Below are 18,552 nucleotides of genomic sequence, written 5' to 3'. Positions count from 1 at the left end.
TCGTCAGCCTGCCCGGATCGAAGGAGATCTCATGGTTCGCAGTACCTATCCCGATGTGGAGATCCCCGAGGTCTCCATCCACGAGTTCCTGTTCGGCGATCTCTCCGAAGCCGAACTCGACACCATCGCCCTCGTCGACGGGATGAGCGGGGCAACCACCACCTACCGGCAGCTCGTCGGACAGATCGACCTTTTCGCCGGCGCCCTCGCGGCACGCGGAGTCGGGGTGGGCACCACTGTCGGCGTCCTCTGTCCGAACATCCCGGCCTTCGCCACCGTTTTCCACGGCATCCTCCGCGCGGGGGCGACGGCCACCACCATCAACTCCCTCTACACCGCCGACGAGATCGCGAACCAGCTCACCGACGCCGGAGCGGCCTGGCTCGTGACGGTCTCCCCTCTGCTTCCCGGCGCACAGGCCGCCGCGGACAAGCTCGGGTTCGACGCCGACCACGTGATCGTTCTCGATGGCGCCGAGGGCCACCCGTCCCTCCCCGCGCTGCTCAGCGAAGGGCACCCCGCACCGGACGTGACATTCGACCCGGCGACCCATCTCGCCGTCCTCCCCTACTCCTCGGGAACGACCGGCCGCCCGAAGGGCGTCATGCTCACGCACCGCAACCTGGTGGCCAACGTGTCGCAGTGCCGTCCGGTCCTCGGCGTCGATGCCAGTGACCGGGTGCTCGCCGTCCTGCCCTTCTTCCACATCTACGGCATGACGGTGCTGCTGAACTTCGCGCTGCGTCAACGGGCCGGGCTCGTCACGATGCCGAAGTTCGACCTCCCCGAGTTCCTGCGCATCATCGCCGATCACCGCACCACCTGGGTGTTCGTCGCTCCCCCGATCGCAGTCGCGCTCGCGAAGCATCCGATCGTCGACCAGTACGACCTCTCCGCCGTGAAGGTGATCTTCTCCGGCGCCGCGCCTCTCGACGGCGCCCTGGCCTCGGCGGTGGCTAACCGCTTGGGGTGCATCGTGACCCAGGGGTACGGCATGACCGAGACCAGCCCCGCGGTCAACCTCATCTCCGAGGCGCGCACCGACATCGACCGCTCGACCATCGGGACGCTCGTCCCGAACACCGAAGCACGGCTCGTCGATCCCGATTCGGGCGAAGACGTCACAGTGCCGGCAGAGGGCGCGAGCGAGCCCGGCGAACTGTGGGTGCGGGGACCGCAGGTCATGGTCGGCTACCTCAACCGCCCGGACGCCACGGCAGAGATGCTCGATGCCGACGGCTGGCTGCACACCGGTGATGTCGCCACCGTCACCGATGAGGGCATCTACCGTAGCGTCGACCGGCTCAAGGAACTCATCAAGTACAAGGGCTACCAGGTGGCTCCGGCCGTGCTGGAAGCCGTGCTGCTCGAGCATCCCTCCATCGCGGATGCCGCCGTGATCGGCGCACTCGATGAGGACGGCCAGGAGGTGCCCAAGGCCTTCGTCGTACGCCAGCCGGAAGCCGAACTCGATGCCGAGGCGGTCATGGCCCACGTCGCCTCGCATGTCGCGCCGCACGAGAAGGTACGCCAGGTGGAGTTCATCGATGTGATCCCCAAGTCGAGCTCGGGGAAGATCCTGCGCAAGGATCTGCGTACCCGCTGACGACGTCACCGGGTACACGAAGAAGCCCGCCATCCCTTTCGGGGTGGCGGGCTTCTTCGTGAGCGAAGTACTTACTCGGACTTCTTCTCGACAGCGTCCGCGGCGGCAGCCTCGGCTGCTTCGCCCTCGGCCTGCGACTCGGCGCCGGCCTCGACGGTCTCGTCGGCGGGAGCCTCCTCAGCGGGAGCCTCCTCGACGACCTCAGCCGGCTTCTCGGCCTTCTCGGCCTTCGGAGCAGCAGCCTTCTTGGTCGACTTCGCCTTCGGGGTGACGGGCTCGAGGACGAGCTCGATCACGGCCATAGGCGCGTTGTCGCCCTTGCGGTTGCCGACCTTCGTGATGCGGGTGTAGCCGCCCTCACGGTCAGCGACGAGCGGCGCGATCTCGGAGAACAGGACGTGCACGACTTCCTTGTCACCGATGACCGACAGCACGCGACGACGCGCGTGCAGGTCGCCACGCTTGGCGAAGGTGATCAGACGCTCGGCGAGCGGACGAAGGCGCTTGGCCTTGGTCTCGGTCGTCTTGATCGACTTGTGGGTGTAGAGCGCCGCCGCGAGGTTGGCAAGCATCAGGCGCTCGTGTGCGGGGCCGCCTCCGAGGCGGGGACCCTTAGTGGGCTTGGGCATAATCGTCTAACTCCTGGTCAGAAAGGTCGGGTATCAGAAGGACTCGTCTTCGCTGCCGCCGTAGAAGTGGGCGCCGTCGAAACCGGGCACCGAATCCTTGAGCGACAGACCGAGCGAGATGAGCTTGTCGCGCACCTCGTCGACCGACTTCTGGCCGAAATTGCGGATGTTCATGAGCTGCGTCTCCGACAGGGCGACGAGCTCAGAAACGGTGTTGATGCCCTCACGCTTCAGGCAGTTGTACGAGCGGACCGACAGGTCGAGGTCCTCGATCGGCATCGACAGCTCGCTGGAGTTCACTGCCTCCACCGGCGCCGGGCCGATCTCGATGCCCTCGGCCTCGACGTTCAGCTCGCGGGCGAGACCGAACAGCTCGGTGAGCGTCTTCGCAGCCGAAGCGACGGCGTCGCGGGGGCTGATGGCCGACTTGGTCTCGACGTCGAGGACGAGCTTGTCGAAGTCGGTGCGCTCCCCGGCACGGGTCGCGTCGACGCGGTAGCTGACCTTGAGGACCGGCGAGTAGATCGAGTCGATCGGGATCTGACCGGCCTCGGCGTACTCGTTGCGGTTCTGCGTCGCCGAGACGTAGCCACGGCCACGCTCGATGGTGAGCTCGAGCTCGAACTTCGCGGTGTCGTTCAGCGTCGCGATGACGAGCTCGGGGTTCTGCACCTCGACACCGGCCGGAGCCGAGATGTCAGCGGCGGTGACTTCGCCCGCACCGGTCTTGCGCAGGTACGCGGTGATGGGCTCATCACGCTCCGACGAGACGACGAGCTGCTTGATGTTGAGGATGATCTCGGTGACATCCTCCTTCACGCCGGGGATGGTGCTGAACTCGTGCAGCACGCCGTCGATGCGAACGCTGGTGACAGCAGCACCGGGGATCGACGACAGCAGGCTGCGACGCAGCGCGTTGCCGATCGTGTAACCGAAGCCGGGCTCCAGAGGCTCGATGATGAACCGGCTACGGTTCTCGACGATCTTTTCCTCGGTCAGTGTGGGACGCTGTGCAATAAGCACTCTGTGTTCCTTTCGATCACATGCCCGCTATATGACATGTGGTGGGGTGAGGTTTTGAGTTGTGGAAGTCGATGCCCGCACGCGGGCGTCGAGCCGCTCAGACCACGAAGGGACCGAGCGGCTCGACACGCGAATCAGACGCGGCGACGCTTCGGCGGACGGCAGCCGTTGTGCGCCTGCGGGGTGACGTCCTGGATCGAACCCACCTCGAGCCCGGCGGCCTGCAGCGAGCGGATCGCGGTCTCGCGGCCGGAGCCCGGACCCTTCACGAGGACGTCGACCTTCTTGACGCCGTGCTCCGCAGCCTGGCGGGCAGCCGACTCGGCGGCCATGCCTGCGGCGTACGGGGTCGACTTGCGGGAGCCCTTGAAGCCCACGCCACCCGACGATGCCCAGGCGATGACGGCGCCGGACGGGTCGGTGATCGAGACGATCGTGTTGTTGAACGTCGACTTGATGTGGGCCTGGCCCAGCGCGATGTTCTTCTTTTCCTTGCGGCGCGGCTTGCGCGCGGCGGCCTTGGGTGCAGCCATGAAAGTGTTCTCCTAGTCCCTGGGGCCGCGCTTAGCGGGCCTTCTTCTTGCCTGCGACGGTGCGCTTCGGGCCCTTGCGGGTACGGGCGTTGGTCTTGGTGCGCTGACCACGGACCGGGAGACCACGACGGTGGCGGATGCCCTCGTAGGAGCCGATCTCGACCTTGCGGCGGATGTCTGCTGCAACCTCGCGGCGCAGGTCACCCTCCACCTTGTAGTTGCCTTCGATGTGGTCGCGGAGGGCGATCAGCTGGTCGTCGCTGAGGTCCTTCACGCGGATGCTCTCGTCGATGTCCGTCGCCTTGAGGATCTCGACCGAGCGGGTACGGCCGACGCCGTAGATGTAGGTAAGGGCGATCACCACGCGCTTGTCGCGCGGGATGTCAACGCCGGCAAGACGTGCCATGCGGTTCTCCTGGGTGTTGTGGAGGTATGGAACAGGATCGGTGCCCGGGCCTCCGCCCCGAGGTGTCCCCCGCTTCCGCGAGTTCTGATCCTGCCGTTGTGTTTTCAGTTGTGAGATGTGCGTGAGCGATGCCGCGCAGCGCGGGCCCGTCGATCAGACCGGCGGGCCCGCCAGGGACTCAGCCCTGGCGCTGCTTGTGACGCGGGTTGCTCTTGCAGATCACCATGACGCGGCCGTGACGGCGGATCACCTTGCAGTGATCGCAGATGGGCTTGACGCTGGGGTTGACCTTCATGATGTTTCCTGTTCGCTGTCTTCGTACCGCCCCGGGCAGGGGCAGGCCGTTACTTCTCGACCGATCAGCGGTAGCGGTAGACGATACGGCCGCGGGTCAGGTCGTAGGGGCTGAGCTCCACGACCACACGGTCCTCGGGGATGATACGGATGTAGTTCTGCCGCATCTTGCCGGAGATCGTTGCAAGGACCTTGTGTCCGTTGCTGAGCTCAACGCGGAACATCGCGTTGGGCAGAGCCTCGGAGATCACGCCCTCGATCTCGATGACACCGTCTTTCTTAGCCATAGCCTCGCTGACGCTTCTGCAGATCGGTCGATCTGCGGTGGGTGATTGGTTTGTGGTGCTGCACCGCCGGACACGCCGAATCAAGGCACAAAGCACCAAAGATCTATGTTAGACGCTCCGGAGCCATCCGGCAACTTGACGGCCAGGGCCGGGAAGCCGCCGGTTCAGCTGATCAGGTCGGTGAACTTCTTCAGGTCGGCCTGGTCCTGCAGGTTGAGGCGCGTGCCGTTGATGTCCACCGTCGGCGTGCCGGCGATCTCGTGGGACTTCGCCTGCGCCGCACCGAACTTGCGGTACGTCTCGTCGGTGATGCACGAGACCGCGTCGTCCGCACCGACCTGTGTCGCGAAGCCGGCCAGCTGGTCGTTCGTCAGACCGGTCGAGTTCTCCTCGGGCTGGTTCTCGAAGAGCGTCTTGGCGAAGTCGAGGTACAGGTCAGGGTTCGACTCGGCGACGCAGAACGCGGCACCTGCCGACCGCGAGGAGTACTCGGTGCCCTGCGAGAAACGGTCGAGGATCGCGATCGGGTGGTACTCGAGCGTGATGCGGCCGTCGGCAGCCGCGGCTTCGAGCTGAGCACCGAACTGGTCCTCGAAGGTCTTGCAGACCGGGCACTGGAAGTCGACGAACACCGCGATGGTGTCTTCACCGTCGCCGAACGAGACCGCACCGGTCTCGGAGTTGAAGGTGTCGTTGGCCTTCGGCGCCGCGCCGGGCGAGGTCGCCTGGTTGTTGAGGAACACCACGAGTCCACCGATCGCCACCAGCACCACGACGACGGCGATGGAGACGCCGATCGCGAACCAGTTGGTGTTGCTCTTCGCCGCTGCCATTACTTTCCGATCTCTCGAGGCTCGACCCCGAACGGGGCGAGTCCGGCTCTTCCACCATCGGGCGCAGTCAGCACCCAGATACCCCCATCATGCAGGGCGACGCTATGTTCCCAATGGGAGCCGTCTGTGCCGTCCACCGTGGTGACGGTCCAGTCGTCCTCCTCGATGAAGGTCGCCTCCCCACCGGCGGTGACCATCGGCTCGATCGCGAGCACGAGGCCGGGCTTCACGTCTTCACCGCGGTCGGGTGTGCGGTAGTTGAAGACGCTGGGGGCTTCGTGCATCTTGCGACCGATGCCGTGTCCGACGTATTCGCGCAGGATGCCGTATGGCTCGCCGGAGACCGCTGACGGTCCCTGAGCCTCGATGTAGTCCTGGATGGCCGCACCGATCTCGTCGATGGACGAGACCGAGGCCATGGCGGCGATTCCCGCCCACATGGACCCCTCGGTCACGCGGGAGAGCTCCTCGCGACGGGCGACCACCTCGGGGCGCTCCGGGTCGGGCACGACCACGGTGATGGCGCTGTCGCCGTTCCACCCCTGGAACTGCGCACCGCAGTCGACCGACACGATGTCACCCGGCTGGAGCACCCGCTCCCCCGGGATCCCGTGCACGACCTGCTCGTTCACCGAGATGCAGGTGGTGTGGTGATAGCCGCGCACCAGCTGGAAATTCGACTCGGCGCCGCGGGCGAGGATCGTGCGGTTCGCCACCGTGTCGAGCTCGAGCGTCGTCACACCGGCCTTGATCAGCGGGCGGACGGCATCCAGTGCCGCCGCCGTGATGAGGCCGGGCTCCACCATGGCTCGCAGCTGAGCCGGGGTCTTGTAGATCGACCGGCGGAACATCTCAGGAGGCGGAGGCCGCGAGACGCAGACCGCGCGCGGCCAGGGCCTCGGCGATGCGCTCGGTGATCTCGTCGAGGGAGCCGACGCCGTCGATACGGTCGACGATGCCCTTGGCCCCGTAGACCTCGAGGATCGGGGCGGTCTCGCGCTCGTAGATGTCGAGGCGGTGGCCGATGGCCTCCGGGGTGTCGTCGGAGCGTCCCTGCTCGGTCGCACGGAGCGTCAGACGCTCCAGACTCTCCTCGCGCGGCACGTCGAGGAGGATGACGGCGTCGAGCGCCTGTCCCCGTTCGGCGAGGAACGACTCGAGGTGGGCGACCTGCGCGGTGTTGCGCGGGTAGCCGTCGAGCAGGAAGCCGTGAGCGGCATCCTCCTGTGACAGGCGGTCGCGCACGATCTCGCTCGTCAGCTCGTCCGGAACGAGGTCGCCCTTGTCGAGGATCGCGGTGACCTGCTGCCCGAGGGGCGTCCCCTCCTTGATGTTCGCCCGGAAGATGTCGCCGGTCGAGACGACCGGGATGCCGTAGGACTCGGCGATGCGCACGCCCTGCGTGCCCTTGCCGGAGCCCTGCGGGCCGACGATGAGAAGACGTGCGGATGCTGTCATCGGAGGAGCCCTTCATAGTGTCGCTGCTGCAGCTGCGCGTCGATCTGCTTGACCGTCTCGAGACCCACACCGACGATGATGAGGATCGAGGCGCCGCCGAACGGGAAGTTCTGGTTGGCGCCGACGGTGGCCAGAGCGATGAGCGGGATGAGCGCGATCAGACCGAGGTACAGGGAGCCGGGGAGCGTGATGCGGGTGAGCACGTAGTCGAGGTACTCGGCCGTCGGGCGGCCCGCGCGGATGCCGGGGATGAAACCGCCGTACTTCTTCATGTTGTCCGCGACCTCGACCGGGTTGAACGTGATCGCCACGTAGAAGTACGTGAACCCGATGATCAGCAGGAAGTACGCGGCCATGTAGACCGGGCTGTTGCCCGACGTGAAGTTCGTCGTGATCCAGGTCACCCAGGCGGCCGGAGTCGATCCGTCCTGCGGGGTGTTGAACTGCGCGATGAGTGCCGGGATGTACAGCAGCGACGAGGCGAAGATCACGGGGATCACGCCCGCCATGTTCACCTTGATCGGGATGTAGGTGTTCGTGCCACCGTAGGTGCGTCGACCCACCATGCGCTTGGCGTACTGCACCGGGATGCGTCGCTGGGATTGCTCGACGAACACGACGAGCCCCATCACGATGATTCCGACCAGCAGCACCAGCAGGAAGACCTCGAAGCCCTTGGTCTGCCAGATGAGGCTCATGGCACCGGGGAACGTGGCGGCGATCGAGGTGAAGATGAGCAGCGACATGCCGTTGCCGATGCCGCGCTCGGTGACGAGCTCGGCGAACCACATGATCAGGCCGGTACCGGCCGTCATCGCCATGATGATGAGCAGCTGCGCCCACCACACATCGTTCGTCAGAAGCTGCTGGCAGGCCGCGAGATCGGTCGTGCCGAAGAGCTGGCCGCTACGGGCCACCGTGACGAGAGTCGTCGACTGGAGCAGCGCGAGGGCGATCGTGAGGTAACGCGTGTACTGGGTCAGACGGGCCTGGCCGGCCTGTCCTTCCTTGTGCAGCGCCTCGAAGTGCGGGATGACCACGCGCAGGAGCTGCGTGATGATCGTCGCGGTGATGTACGGCATGACGCCGAGCGCGAAGATCGACAGCTGCAGCAGCGCGCCGCCGGAGAAGAGGTTGACCAGTCCGAGCAGCCCATCGGTGCCCGCGTTGGCGGCAAGACACTCTTCGACGTTCGGGAAGTTCACGAACGGCGCCGGGACGTTGGAGCCGAGCCGGTAGATCGCGACGATGGCGAGTGTGAAACCGATCTTCCGACGCAGGTCGGGGGTGCGGAAGATCCGCGCGATGGCGCTAAACAAGGACGTTCCTCCTGAAAAGGTTGCCGATTCCCGAAGGACGGCTGAAAGACCAGGGTAACGCAAACCGGGCTTCCCGGAATTCGCCACCGATACCAGGCCCGCCGGATGCGGCCCCAGAGCGAGGTCTCGGAGTGTGAAACCACAAGAGGGGCCGGAGAATCTCCGACCCCTCTTGCTAAGCGGTTACTTGACGGATCCGCCAGCCGCGACGATCTTCTGCTCGGCAGAACCCGAGACCTTGTCGACCGAAACGGTGAGCTTCACGGCGATGTCGCCGTTTCCGAGAACCTTGACCTTCTCGTTCTTGCGAACGGCACCCTTGGCGACCAGGTCGCCGATGGTGACATCGCCACCCTTCGGGTACAGCTCCGCGAGCTTCTCCAGGTTCACGACCTGGTACTCCACGCGGAACGGGTTCTTGAACCCGCGCAGCTTCGGGGTGCGCATGTGGAGCGGCATCTGCCCACCCTCGAAGCCGACGCGAACGGTGTTGCGCGCCTTGGTGCCCTTGGTTCCACGACCAGCGGTCTTACCCTTGGAGCCCTCACCACGGCCGACGCGGGTCTTGGCGGTGTTGGATCCGGGGACGGGACGCAGGTGGTGCACCTTCAGCACGCCGGGGCGGGACGCCGGAGCATCCTTCTTCGGCGCGGCCTTCTTGGCGGCCGGCTTCTTGGCAGCGCCCTCAGCCTTGGCGTCAGCGGCAGCGGTCTTGGCCGGAGCCTTCTTCGCGGCCGGCTTCTTCTCGGCGGCAGCCTTGGGAGCTGCAGCCTTCTTCGTGGCCTTCTCAGCCTCGACGGCCTCGTTCTTCTCAGCCATTAGTCGATCTCCTCAACCTTGACGAGGTGGGCGACGGTCTTGACGTAACCGCGCGTCTGCGCGTCGTCGGGGCGGACGGTGGTGTCACCGATCCGCTTCAGACCGAGGCTGCGCAGCGTGTCACGCTGGTTCTGCTTCTCGCTCACCTTGGACTTGATCTGCGTGACCTTCAGTCGCGCGGCCATCAGGCACCTACCTTCTGTGCGGCGATGGCCTCGGCCTCGGCGCGCACGAGGCGCGCAGGGGCGACCTGGTCGAACTCGAGGCCACGACGCGCGGCGACCGCACGAGGCTCCTCGAGCTGCTTCAGGGCGGTGACCGTCGCGTGCACGATGTTGATCGTGTTCGACGAGCCGAGCGACTTCGACAGCACGTCGTGGATACCGGCGCACTCGAGCACGGCGCGGACCGGACCACCGGCGATGACACCGGTACCGGCAGCGGCCGGACGGAGCAGGACCACACCAGCGGCCGCCTCACCCTGCACGGGGTGCGGGATGGTGCTGCCGACGCGCGGAACGCGGAAGAAGTTGCGCTTGGCCTCTTCGACACCCTTCGAGATCGCCAGAGGGACCTCGCGGGCCTTGCCGTAGCCGACGCCGACCAGACCGTTGCCGTCACCGACGACCACGAGGGCGGTGAAGCTGAAGCGACGACCACCCTTCACGACCTTCGAGACGCGGTTGATGGTGACGACGCGCTCCAGGAACTGGTTGTCGCCACGGTCACGGGAGTTGCGGTCACGGCCGCCACCCTGGTTGCGGTCACGACCGCCGCGGCGGCCATCACGCGAATCGCGAGCCGGCTCAGCCTGCGTGGTGCCGGCAGCCGTCTCGGAAGTGGCAGCAGCCGCTTCGGTCACTTCGTTCTCCTTGTTGTCACTCACAGTGCCAGACCCCCCTCGCGGGCGCCGTCGGCGATGGCGGCGACACGACCGGCGTAGCGGTTGCCGCCACGGTCGAACACTGCCTCGGAAACGCCGGCAGCCTTCGCACGCTCGGCGAGGAGCTCGCCGACCTTGCGGGCCTTGGCGGTCTTGTCACCCTCGAGCGAGCGCAGGTCGGTCTCGAGCGTCGAAGCCGACGCCACGGTGTGACCCTTGCTGTCGTCGACCAGCTGCACGAAGACGTGGCGGGCCGAGCGGTTGACGACGAGACGCGGACGCGCCTCGGTGCCGACGACCTTCTTGCGAAGGCGGGCGTGACGACGCGCGCGGGCGTCAGACTTTGACTTGAGAGCCATGGTTACTTACCACTCTTTCCGGCCTTGCGACGCACGTTCTCGCCGGCGTAGCGCACACCCTTGCCCTTGTACGGCTCGGGCTTGCGGATCTTGCGGATGTTGGCAGCTGCCTCGCCGACAGCCTGCTTGTCGATCCCGCTGACGGTGAGCTTGGTGGTGCCCTCGACCGTGAGCGTGATGCCGGCGGGCGGGTCGATCAGGACCGGGTGCGAGAAGCCGAGGGCGAACTCGACCGAGCTGCCCTTCTGCTGCACGCGGTAACCGGTGCCGACGACCTCGAGACCCTTGGTGTAGCCCTGGGTCACGCCGATGATGTTGTTGTTGATGAGCGTGCGGGTCAGGCCGTGAAGCGACCGCGACTCGCGCTCGTCGTCGGGACGGGAGACCAGAACCTGGTTCTCCTCGACCGCGACCTCGATGGGGCTGGCCACCGTGAGGGTGAGTTCACCCTTGGGGCCCTTCACCGCGACCTCGCGGCCGTCGACCGAAACGGTCACGCCCGCGGGAACGTCGATGGGAAGTCGTCCAATACGCGACATTTCGAATTACCACACGTAGGCGAGAACTTCTCCGCCCACGCCCTTCTGCTCTGCCTGACGGTCGGTGAGAAGACCGGAGGAGGTGGACAGGATCGCCACGCCAAGGCCGCCGAGGACCGTGGGAAGCTCGGTCGACTTCGCGTAGACGCGGAGACCGGGCTTCGAGACGCGCTTGATGCCAGCGATGGAGCGCTCACGGTTGGGACCGTACTTCAGCGTCAGCGTGAGGTTCTGTCCGACGCGGGCGTCAGAGGTCTCCCAGCCGGCGATGTAGCCCTCCTGCTGGAGGATCTGAGCGATGTGCGTCTTGAGCTTGCTCGACGGCAGGGTCACGGAATCGTGGTGCGCCGAGTTCGCGTTGCGCAGACGGGTCAGCAGATCTGCGACCGGGTCTGTCATTGTCATTGTTGATTTCCTTTGTTCATGAGGTTCCGGCTGCCGTTACACGACAGACGGCCTGCGATGACACGCAATTTTCAATTGTACGTGCACATCGACGGGCTCAGTGACACGAGACCACTGAGCCCGTCGAGGGTGTTACGCCTGTGCGTCTTCCGAGCGGAACGGGAATCCGAGGTGACGGAGCAGTGCCCGGCCCTCTTCATCCGTCTTCGCGGTGGTGACGACGGTGATGTCGAAACCGCGAACCCGGTCGATCTTGTCCTGATCGATCTCGTGGAACACGCTCTGCTCCTGGAGACCGAAGGTGTAGTTGCCGTTGCCGTCGAACTGCTTGCCCGAGAGACCGCGGAAGTCGCGGATACGGGGCAGTGCGAGCGAGACGAGGCGATCCACGAACTCCCACGCGCGGTCACCACGGAGGGTGACGTGCGCGCCGATGGCCTGACCCTCGCGCAGCTTGAACTGCGCGATGGACTTGCGAGCCTTCGTGACGATCGGCTTCTGGCCGGTGATCTTGGTGAGATCGTCGACCGCGCCATCGATCACCTTGCTGTCGCGAGCTGCCTCGCCGACACCGGTGTTCACGACGACCTTGACCAGTCCGGGGATCTGCATGACGTTCGCGTAACCGAACTCGTCCTGCATCGCCTTCTTGATCTCGGTGTTGTACTTCTGCTTCAGGCGCGGCTGGATCTTGCCAGCCGGCGCGGCAGTGTCGGTGCTCATCAGAGGTCCTTACCGCTCTTCTTCGCGTAGCGCACGCGGACGGTGCGCTTGACGCCGTCCTTGGTCTGCTCCTCGACCCGGTGGCCGACCTTGGTCGGCTTCTTGGTCGAGGGGTCGACGAGTGCGACGTTCGAGATGTGGATGGAGGCTTCGACGGTCTCGATGCCTCCGGTCTTGGTGCCACGCTGCGTCTGGCCGACGCGGGTGTGCTTGGTGACGTAGTTCACGCCTTCGACGATGACGCGGTTCTTGTCGGAAAGGACGTCGAGGACCTTGCCCTGCTTGCCGCGGTCGCCGCCACGCTCCTGCGTGGCACCGGTGATGACCTGAACCAGGTCACCCTTCTTGATCTTCGCCATGATTAGATGACCTCCGGCGCCAGCGAGACGATCTTCATGAACTTCTTGTCGCGAAGCTCACGACCGACCGGCCCGAAGATACGGGTGCCGCGGGGCTCCCCGTCGTTCTTCAGGATCACTGCGGCGTTCTCGTCGAACTTGATGTAGGAGCCGTCCGGACGACGGACCTCCTTCTTGGTGCGGACGATGACCGCCTTGACGACATCGCCCTTCTTGACGTTGCCACCGGGGATCGCGTCCTTGACGGTCGCGACGATGGTGTCGCCGAGTCCCGCGTAACGGCGCTTCGAGCCACCGAGAACACGGATGGTGAGCAGCTCCTTGGCGCCGGTGTTGTCGGCGACCTTGAGTCGGGATTCCTGCTGGATCACTTGGCCTTCTCCAGAATCTCCACCAGGCGCCAGCGCTTCGTGGCGCTCAGCGGGCGGGTCTCGTTGATCAGGACCAGGTCGCCGATGCCGGCGGAGTTCGCCTCATCGTGCGCCTTGACCTTCGAGGTGCGGCGGATGACCTTGCCGTAAAGCGGGTGCTTCACGCGGTCCTCGACCTCGACCACGATGGTCTTGTCCATCTTGTCGCTGACGACGTAGCCGCGACGTGCCTTGCGGTAACCGCGGGCAGCGGAGTCGCGGACGTCGTGCTCGGACGACTCGTGTCCTGCGGCCTGCGTCTCCACAGTCGCTTCCTTCTTGGTGGCCATCACTCAGCCTCTTCCTTCACGGCGTCGTCGGCGGAGTCCGCCTTCTTCGCCTTCGACTTGGTCGCCTTCTTGGCCGGAGCCTCGACCGGAGCGGGCGTCGCACGGATGCCCAGCTCGCGTTCGCGGATCACGGTGTAGAGGCGCGCGATGTCGCGCTTGACGGCGCGGATGCGGCCGTGGCTCTCCAGCTGGCCCGTGGCCGACTGGAAACGGAGGTTGAACAGCTCCTCCTTGGCCTTGCGCAGCTCCTCGACGAGGCGCTGGTCTTCGAATGTGTCGAGCTCTGCCGGGGCGAGCTCCTTGGTGCCGATCGCCATTACGCGTCGCCCTCCTCGCGCTTGATGATGCGTGCCTTGAGCGGCAGCTTGTGAATTGCACGGGTCAGAGCTTCGCGTGCGAGCTCCTCGTCGACACCCGCGACCTCGAAGAGGACACGGCCCGGCTTGACGTTGGCGACCCACCACTCGGGGGAACCCTTACCGGAACCCATGCGGGTTTCGGCAGGCTTCTTCGTGAGCGGACGGTCGGGGTAGATGTTGATCCACACCTTTCCACCACGCTTGATGTGACGGGTCATCGCGATACGAGCGGACTCGATCTGACGGTTCGTCACGTAAGCGGGCGTGAGGGCCTGGATACCGTACTCGCCGAAGGAGACCTTCGTGCCGCCGGTGGCCTGACCCGAGCGACCCGGGTGGTGCTGCTTGCGGAACTTGACCTTACGGGGGATGAGCATTATGCCGACGCTCCTTCTGCGACAGGTGCCTCGTTGCGCGGGGCACGGCGGCGGTCGCCACCACGGTCGTCACGACGAGCCTTGGGTGCGTTGGCCTGCTCGCGAGCGAGCTCCTTCGCGGTCAGGTCGCCCTTGTAGATCCAGACCTTCACGCCGATGCGGCCGAAGGTGGTCTTCGCCTCGTAGAAGCCGTAGTCGATGTTCGCGCGCAGCGTGTGCAGCGGCACACGACCCTCGCGGTAGAACTCCGAACGGCTCATCTCGGCGCCGCCGAGGCGGCCGGAGACCTGGATGCGGATGCCCTTGGCGCCGGCGCGCTGCGCGCCCTGCAGACCCTTGCGCATCGCACGACGGAACGCCACACGAGCAGAGAGCTGCTCGGCGATGCCCTGTGCGACCAGCTGAGCGTCAGCCTCGGGGTTCTTGACCTCGAGGATGTTCAGCTGGATCTGCTTGCCCGAGAGCTTCTCGAGGTCGCCGCGAATGCGCTCCGCCTCGGCCCCACGACGACCGATCACGATGCCCGGACGGGCGGTGTGGATGTCGACGCGGACGCGGTCACGGGTGCGCTCGATCTCGATGTTCGAGACACCGGCGCGGTCGAGCTGCGTCTTGAGCAGGTTACGGATCTTGATGTCCTCGGCGACGTAGTCGGCGTAGCGCTGACCCGGCTTCGTCGAGTCAGAGAACCAACGCGAGACGTGGTCCGTCGTGATGCCGAGACGGAAGCCGTACGGGTTTACCTTCTGTCCCATTACTTGCTCGCCTTCTTGTTGCTGTCGCCCGTGGCGGCCGGAGCTGCCTCAGGCGTCGAGAGCACGACCGTGATGTGGCTCGTGCGCTTCTTGATCTGGAAAGCGCGACCCTGAGCACGGGGCTGGAAACGCTTGAGCGTGGTGCCCTCGTCGACGTACGCGTTGGCCACGTACAGGTCCTGCTCGTCGAGGAACTCGCCGTCGCGATCCGCCTTCACCTGCGCGTTGGCCATGGCCGACGCGACAAGCTTGTAGATCGGTTCGCTGGCGCTCTGCTGTGCGAACTTGAGGATCGCGAGAGCTTCCTGTGCCTGCTTGCCCTTGATGAGCGCGACGACACGACGAGCCTTCTGAGGGGTCACGCGGATGTGTCGCACGCGTGCGATCGATTCGACCATTAGCGGCGCCGCCCCTTCTTGTCGTCCTTCTCGTGGCCGCGGAAGGTGCGGGTGGGCGCGAACTCGCCCAACTTGTGACCGACCATGGTCTCGGACACGAACACAGGGATGTGCTTGCGTCCGTCGTGGACCGCGATCGTGTGACCCAGCATGGCCGGGATGATCATGGACCGACGGGACCAGGTCTTGATGACGTTCTTGGTGCCGGCTTCGTTCTGCACGACCACCTTGCGAAGCAGGTGATCGTCGACGAAGGGGCCCTTCTTAAGACTGCGAGGCATCTTCTCTTACTCCTACTTACGCTTCTTGCCGGCGTTACGACGACGCACGATGTACTTGTCGCTTTCCTTGTTGGCATGACGGGTACGACCCTCAGCCTGGCCCCACGGGGAGACGGGGTGACGACCACCGGAGGTCTTACCCTCACCACCACCGTGCGGGTGGTCGACCGGGTTCATCGCGACACCACGCACGGTCGGGCGGACGCCCTTCCAGCGCATGCGGCCGGCCTTACCCCAGTTGATGTTCGACTGCTCGGCGTTGCCGACCTCGCCGATGGTCGCGCGGCAGCGCGCATCGACGTTGCGGATCTCGCCCGAGGGCAGACGCAGCTGGGCGTAGGGGCCGTCCTTGGCGACGAGACGGACGGATGCACCGGCCGAACGTGCCATCTTCGCGCCGCCGCCGGGGCGGAGCTCGATCGCGTGGATGACGGTACCCGTGGGGATGTTCTTCAGCGGGAGGTTGTTGCCCGGCTTGATGTCAGCCCCGGCACCCGACTCGACGATGTCGCCCTGCTTCAGCTTCGCCGGAGCGAGGATGTAGCGCTTCTCACCGTCGAAGTAGTGCAGCAGCGCGATGCGCGCGGTGCGGTTGGGGTCGTACTCGATGTGAGCGACCTTGGCGTTGACGCCGTCCTTGTCGTTACGACGGAAGTCGATGACACGGTACTGGCGCTTGTGGCCACCACCGATGTGACGGGTCGTGATGCGGCCCTGGTTGTTGCGACCACCGGTCTTCGAGAGCGGGCGCAGCAGCGACTTCTCCGGCGTCGATCGAGTGATCTCGGCGAAGTCAGCCACCGACGAGCCGCGACGGCCCGGGGTCGTGGGCTTGTACTTGCGAATAGCCATTATTGTCCTTATCCCCCGGATCAGCCGATTGCCGTGAAGATGTCGATGGTGCCCGACTTCAGGGTGACGATGGCGCGCTTGGTGTCCTTGCGCTTGCCGGTGCCGAAGCGGGTGCGGCGTGCCTTGCCGACGCGGTTGAGGGTGTTGACCCCTGCGACCTTGACGCCGAAGATCTTCTCGATGGCGAGCTTGATCTCGGTCTTCGAAGCGCGCGGGTCGACGAGGAAGGTGTACTTGCCTTCATCGATGAGACCGTAGCTCTTCTCGGACACGACCGGCTTCAGGATGATGTCGCGCGGGTCCTTGTTCAGGGCCGTCTGGAGAACAGATGCCTGCTCGCTCATGCGGAGACCTCCTGGTTGGCGCCGGACTTGGAGGCGATGAAGCCCTCGAGCGCGGCCTGGGTGAAGACGATGTCGTCGGAGACGAGCACGTCGTATGCGTTGAGCTGGTCGAACGTCAGCACGTGCAGGTTCGACAGGTTGCGGATGCTCTTCAGCGTCACGTCGTCGTTGCGCTCGATCACGACGAGCACGTTCTTCGACGAGACGACGTTGGTGAGGAAGTTCACCGTGGTCTTGGTCGAAGGCGTTCCGTCGATCCCGAAGGACTCGATGGCGTGGATGCGGTCACCGCGGAAGCGGTCGCTGAGCGCGCCCAGCAGGGCGGCGGCGATCATCTTCTTGGGGGTGCGCTGCGAGTAGTCGCGCGGCTTGGGGCCGTGCACGATGCCACCACCGGTCATGTGCGGCGCGCGGATGGAACCCTGACGGGCGTTACCCGTGCCCTTCTGCTTGAAGGGCTTGCGACCGGCACCCGAGACCTCGCCACGACGCTTGGTCGAGTGCGTGCCCTGGCGAGCCGCCGCGAGCTGCGCGACGACGACCTGGTGGATGAGCGGGATGTTCGTCTTGGCGTCGAACAGCGCGGCGGGAAGCTCGATCGAGCCTGCCTTCTTGCCGTCTGCCTTGAGGACGTCGAGCGCGAGAGTGGAGTCAGCCATGATCAGGCACCCTTCACTGCGTTGCGGACATAGACGATGCGGCCACGAGCACCGGGGACTGCGCCCTTGACGAGCATGAGTCCCTTCTCGATGTCGATGGAGTGCACCGTGAGGTTGAGGACGGTCACGCGCTCGCCACCCATACGGCCGGCCATGCGCATGCCCTTGAAGACGCGGCTCGGGGTCGACGATGCGCCGATCGAGCCGGGCTTGCGGTGGTTGCGGTGCGAACCGTGCGAAGCCGAGACGCCCTTGAAGTTGTGACGCTTCATGACACCGGCGAAGCCCTTGCCCTTGCTCGTGCCGACGACGTCGACGAGCTGGCCCGCTTCGAAGGTGCCGTCGACCGTGAGCTCCTGGCCCAGGTTGTAGTCGCCGGCGTCCGCGGTGCGGATCTCGGTGACGTGACGACGCGGCGTGACGCCGGCTGCCTCGAAGTGAGCGGAGAGCGGCTTGTTGACCTTGCGGGGGTCGATCTGGCCGTACGCGATCTGCACGGCGTTGTAGCCGTCCTTCTCGGGCGTGCGGACCTGGGTGACCACGTTGGGTGCCAGCTCGATGACGGTGACGGGAACGAGCTTGCCGCTCTCGTTCCACACCTGGGTCATGCCGAGCTTCGTGCCCAGCATGCCCTTGGAAACCTTGGAGTTGATGTCAGCCATGTCGAACCTCAGAGCTTGATCTCGATGTTGACATCGGCCGGCAGGTCGAGACGCATCAGCGAGTCGACGGCCTTGGGCGTCGGGTCGACGATGTCGATCAGACGCTTGTGGGTGCGCATCTCGAAGTGCTCGCGGCTGTCCTTGTACTTGTGCGGCGACCGGATGACGCACACGACGTTCTTCTCGGTCGGAAGGGGCACGGGGCCGACGACGGTTGCGCCCGCACGGGTCACGGTGTCGACGATCTTGCGTGCGGACGTGTCGATGACCTCGTGGTCATACGACTTCAGGCGAATGCGGATCTTCTGTCCCGCCATTGTCTGCTCTCTCTCTTTAAGCGTCTTACCGACCGGGACCGGGTGGCCCTGGGGCATTGGACGCACGTCGGCGCTGTTCGCGCCTCGGCACGAGAACGACCCTCGCGAGTCGATCTGCTGCACCACTGTTCTTCTGTCAGCCGGAAGCCGTGAGGCGACCGGATGCCGACCTTCCGCCGCGCACGGCGGAAGCCTTCGTGAAGAAGGGTGTCGGGGTGTGTTCTGCTACCCGCGGCCTAGAACCCTGCACCGTCCCGGAGGAGGCGCCGTCTATGCACTGCCCTGGCAGTGATCCGACGCACGCACAGCGGCGACGGAATATCGAACCTGTCTATTCTGCCACGGCTGATTTCACTTGTGCAAACCCGGGCGT

31 protein-coding genes are annotated in these 18,552 nt (G+C 65.4%); 1 reads left to right on the top strand and 30 read right to left on the bottom strand.

Annotation, left to right across the window (positions count from 1 at the left end; translation table 11 throughout):
* Nucleotides 1–31: 31 nt before the first annotated feature.
* Nucleotides 32–1,606, top strand: a complete 1,575-nt coding sequence (locus tag ACLFA2_RS12900; protein ID WP_426621424.1) for an AMP-binding protein — start codon at nt 32–34, stop codon at nt 1,604–1,606.
* A 71-nt stretch (nt 1,607–1,677) separates the two neighbouring features.
* Here the strand turns inward: ACLFA2_RS12900 and rplQ are convergent, their stop codons facing one another.
* The 30 genes from rplQ to rpsJ form a co-directional block, all read right to left on the bottom strand.
* Nucleotides 1,678–2,235, bottom strand: coding sequence for a 50S ribosomal protein L17 (rplQ, locus tag ACLFA2_RS12895; RefSeq protein ID WP_426621423.1), 558 nt, complete (start codon nt 2,233–2,235; stop codon nt 1,678–1,680).
* Nucleotides 2,236–2,268: 33 nt separating this feature from the next.
* The gene (locus tag ACLFA2_RS12890) at nt 2,269–3,258 is read right to left on the bottom strand and encodes a DNA-directed RNA polymerase subunit alpha (RefSeq protein WP_021201111.1); all 990 of its coding nucleotides are present in this window, start codon (nt 3,256–3,258) and stop codon (nt 2,269–2,271) included.
* 134 nt (nt 3,259–3,392) lie between these two features.
* Nucleotides 3,393–3,791: a 30S ribosomal protein S11 gene (rpsK, locus tag ACLFA2_RS12885; protein WP_017829189.1), complete on the bottom strand. Its 399-nt coding sequence runs from the start codon at nt 3,789–3,791 to the stop codon at nt 3,393–3,395.
* A gap of 31 nt (nt 3,792–3,822) precedes the next feature.
* Entirely contained in the window at nt 3,823–4,197 is a 375-nt protein-coding gene (gene rpsM, locus ACLFA2_RS12880; RefSeq protein WP_017201568.1) for a 30S ribosomal protein S13, read from the bottom strand.
* Nucleotides 4,198–4,375: 178 nt separating this feature from the next.
* Entirely contained in the window at nt 4,376–4,492 is a 117-nt protein-coding gene (gene rpmJ, locus ACLFA2_RS12875; RefSeq protein ID WP_005050492.1) for a 50S ribosomal protein L36, read from the bottom strand.
* Between the two features lie 64 nt (nt 4,493–4,556).
* Nucleotides 4,557–4,778: a translation initiation factor IF-1 gene (infA, locus tag ACLFA2_RS12870; protein ID WP_017201569.1), complete on the bottom strand. Its 222-nt coding sequence runs from the start codon at nt 4,776–4,778 to the stop codon at nt 4,557–4,559.
* 164 nt (nt 4,779–4,942) lie between these two features.
* Nucleotides 4,943–5,611, bottom strand: a complete 669-nt coding sequence (locus ACLFA2_RS12865; protein WP_021201112.1) for a DsbA family protein — start codon at nt 5,609–5,611, stop codon at nt 4,943–4,945.
* The gene (gene map, locus ACLFA2_RS12860) at nt 5,611–6,462 is read right to left on the bottom strand and encodes a type I methionyl aminopeptidase (RefSeq protein ID WP_021201113.1); all 852 of its coding nucleotides are present in this window, start codon (nt 6,460–6,462) and stop codon (nt 5,611–5,613) included. Before map ends, ACLFA2_RS12865 begins: the two co-directional genes overlap by 1 nt.
* Before the next feature lies 1 nt (nt 6,463).
* Complete coding sequence (locus ACLFA2_RS12855; RefSeq protein ID WP_021201114.1) at nt 6,464–7,069, bottom strand: adenylate kinase; 606 nt, start codon at nt 7,067–7,069, stop codon at nt 6,464–6,466.
* Nucleotides 7,066–8,388 (bottom strand): preprotein translocase subunit SecY, encoded by a 1,323-nt coding sequence (gene secY, locus ACLFA2_RS12850; RefSeq protein ID WP_021201115.1) that lies wholly within the window; start codon nt 8,386–8,388, stop codon nt 7,066–7,068. Before secY ends, ACLFA2_RS12855 begins: the two co-directional genes overlap by 4 nt.
* 183 nt (nt 8,389–8,571) lie before the next feature.
* On the bottom strand, nt 8,572–9,207 hold the full coding sequence (rplO, locus tag ACLFA2_RS12845) for a 50S ribosomal protein L15 (protein WP_021201116.1): 636 nt from the start codon (nt 9,205–9,207) through the stop codon (nt 8,572–8,574).
* Nucleotides 9,207–9,392 carry a 50S ribosomal protein L30 gene (gene rpmD, locus ACLFA2_RS12840; RefSeq protein ID WP_017201575.1) on the bottom strand — a complete coding sequence of 62 codons (186 nt, stop codon included), beginning with the start codon at nt 9,390–9,392 and terminating at the stop codon, nt 9,207–9,209. The genes rplO and rpmD overlap by 1 nt, the downstream gene beginning before the upstream one ends.
* Entirely contained in the window at nt 9,392–10,069 is a 678-nt protein-coding gene (rpsE, locus tag ACLFA2_RS12835) for a 30S ribosomal protein S5 (protein ID WP_017829196.1), read from the bottom strand. Before rpsE ends, rpmD begins: the two co-directional genes overlap by 1 nt.
* A gap of 20 nt (nt 10,070–10,089) precedes the next feature.
* The gene (gene rplR / locus ACLFA2_RS12830; protein ID WP_017201578.1) at nt 10,090–10,449 is read right to left on the bottom strand and encodes a 50S ribosomal protein L18; all 360 of its coding nucleotides are present in this window, start codon (nt 10,447–10,449) and stop codon (nt 10,090–10,092) included.
* A 2-nt stretch (nt 10,450–10,451) separates the two neighbouring features.
* The gene (gene rplF / locus ACLFA2_RS12825) at nt 10,452–10,988 is read right to left on the bottom strand and encodes a 50S ribosomal protein L6 (RefSeq protein WP_017829197.1); all 537 of its coding nucleotides are present in this window, start codon (nt 10,986–10,988) and stop codon (nt 10,452–10,454) included.
* A gap of 6 nt (nt 10,989–10,994) precedes the next feature.
* Nucleotides 10,995–11,393: a 30S ribosomal protein S8 gene (gene rpsH, locus ACLFA2_RS12820; RefSeq protein WP_021201117.1), complete on the bottom strand. Its 399-nt coding sequence runs from the start codon at nt 11,391–11,393 to the stop codon at nt 10,995–10,997.
* 132 nt (nt 11,394–11,525) lie between these two features.
* Complete coding sequence (gene rplE / locus ACLFA2_RS12815; RefSeq protein ID WP_021201118.1) at nt 11,526–12,116, bottom strand: 50S ribosomal protein L5; 591 nt, start codon at nt 12,114–12,116, stop codon at nt 11,526–11,528.
* On the bottom strand, nt 12,116–12,475 hold the full coding sequence (rplX, locus tag ACLFA2_RS12810) for a 50S ribosomal protein L24 (RefSeq protein ID WP_021201119.1): 360 nt from the start codon (nt 12,473–12,475) through the stop codon (nt 12,116–12,118). Before rplX ends, rplE begins: the two co-directional genes overlap by 1 nt.
* A gap of 2 nt (nt 12,476–12,477) precedes the next feature.
* Entirely contained in the window at nt 12,478–12,846 is a 369-nt protein-coding gene (gene rplN, locus ACLFA2_RS12805; RefSeq protein ID WP_017201583.1) for a 50S ribosomal protein L14, read from the bottom strand.
* The gene (gene rpsQ / locus ACLFA2_RS12800; RefSeq protein WP_021201120.1) at nt 12,843–13,175 is read right to left on the bottom strand and encodes a 30S ribosomal protein S17; all 333 of its coding nucleotides are present in this window, start codon (nt 13,173–13,175) and stop codon (nt 12,843–12,845) included. Before rpsQ ends, rplN begins: the two co-directional genes overlap by 4 nt.
* Nucleotides 13,175–13,492, bottom strand: coding sequence for a 50S ribosomal protein L29 (gene rpmC, locus ACLFA2_RS12795; RefSeq protein ID WP_017829202.1), 318 nt, complete (start codon nt 13,490–13,492; stop codon nt 13,175–13,177). The genes rpsQ and rpmC overlap by 1 nt, the downstream gene beginning before the upstream one ends.
* Nucleotides 13,492–13,911 (bottom strand): 50S ribosomal protein L16, encoded by a 420-nt coding sequence (gene rplP / locus ACLFA2_RS12790; RefSeq protein WP_017829203.1) that lies wholly within the window; start codon nt 13,909–13,911, stop codon nt 13,492–13,494. Before rplP ends, rpmC begins: the two co-directional genes overlap by 1 nt.
* On the bottom strand, nt 13,911–14,666 hold the full coding sequence (gene rpsC, locus ACLFA2_RS12785; RefSeq protein ID WP_017201587.1) for a 30S ribosomal protein S3: 756 nt from the start codon (nt 14,664–14,666) through the stop codon (nt 13,911–13,913). Before rpsC ends, rplP begins: the two co-directional genes overlap by 1 nt.
* Entirely contained in the window at nt 14,666–15,064 is a 399-nt protein-coding gene (rplV, locus tag ACLFA2_RS12780; RefSeq protein WP_021201121.1) for a 50S ribosomal protein L22, read from the bottom strand. The genes rpsC and rplV overlap by 1 nt, the downstream gene beginning before the upstream one ends.
* Nucleotides 15,064–15,345 (bottom strand): 30S ribosomal protein S19, encoded by a 282-nt coding sequence (rpsS, locus tag ACLFA2_RS12775; RefSeq protein ID WP_017829205.1) that lies wholly within the window; start codon nt 15,343–15,345, stop codon nt 15,064–15,066. The genes rplV and rpsS overlap by 1 nt, the downstream gene beginning before the upstream one ends.
* A 12-nt stretch (nt 15,346–15,357) precedes the next feature.
* Nucleotides 15,358–16,197 (bottom strand): 50S ribosomal protein L2, encoded by an 840-nt coding sequence (gene rplB, locus ACLFA2_RS12770; protein ID WP_017201590.1) that lies wholly within the window; start codon nt 16,195–16,197, stop codon nt 15,358–15,360.
* A gap of 20 nt (nt 16,198–16,217) precedes the next feature.
* A complete protein-coding gene (gene rplW, locus ACLFA2_RS12765; RefSeq protein WP_017829206.1) occupies nt 16,218–16,541 on the bottom strand; it encodes a 50S ribosomal protein L23 in 324 nt (107 codons plus the stop codon).
* Nucleotides 16,538–17,200 (bottom strand): 50S ribosomal protein L4, encoded by a 663-nt coding sequence (rplD, locus tag ACLFA2_RS12760; protein ID WP_426621422.1) that lies wholly within the window; start codon nt 17,198–17,200, stop codon nt 16,538–16,540. Before rplD ends, rplW begins: the two co-directional genes overlap by 4 nt.
* A 2-nt stretch (nt 17,201–17,202) precedes the next feature.
* Nucleotides 17,203–17,862 carry a 50S ribosomal protein L3 gene (gene rplC, locus ACLFA2_RS12755; RefSeq protein WP_021201123.1) on the bottom strand — a complete coding sequence of 220 codons (660 nt, stop codon included), beginning with the start codon at nt 17,860–17,862 and terminating at the stop codon, nt 17,203–17,205.
* Nucleotides 17,863–17,870: 8 nt separating this feature from the next.
* Nucleotides 17,871–18,179, bottom strand: coding sequence for a 30S ribosomal protein S10 (rpsJ, locus tag ACLFA2_RS12750; RefSeq protein WP_017201594.1), 309 nt, complete (start codon nt 18,177–18,179; stop codon nt 17,871–17,873).
* Nucleotides 18,180–18,552: the final 373 nt, after the last annotated feature.

Origin of the sequence: Microbacterium sp. As-52 (genome assembly GCF_049949185.1) — a bacterium.
GTDB lineage: Bacteria > Actinomycetota > Actinomycetes > Actinomycetales > Microbacteriaceae > Microbacterium > Microbacterium maritypicum_A.
This window is presented reverse-complemented; position numbering and strand designations above follow the sequence as displayed.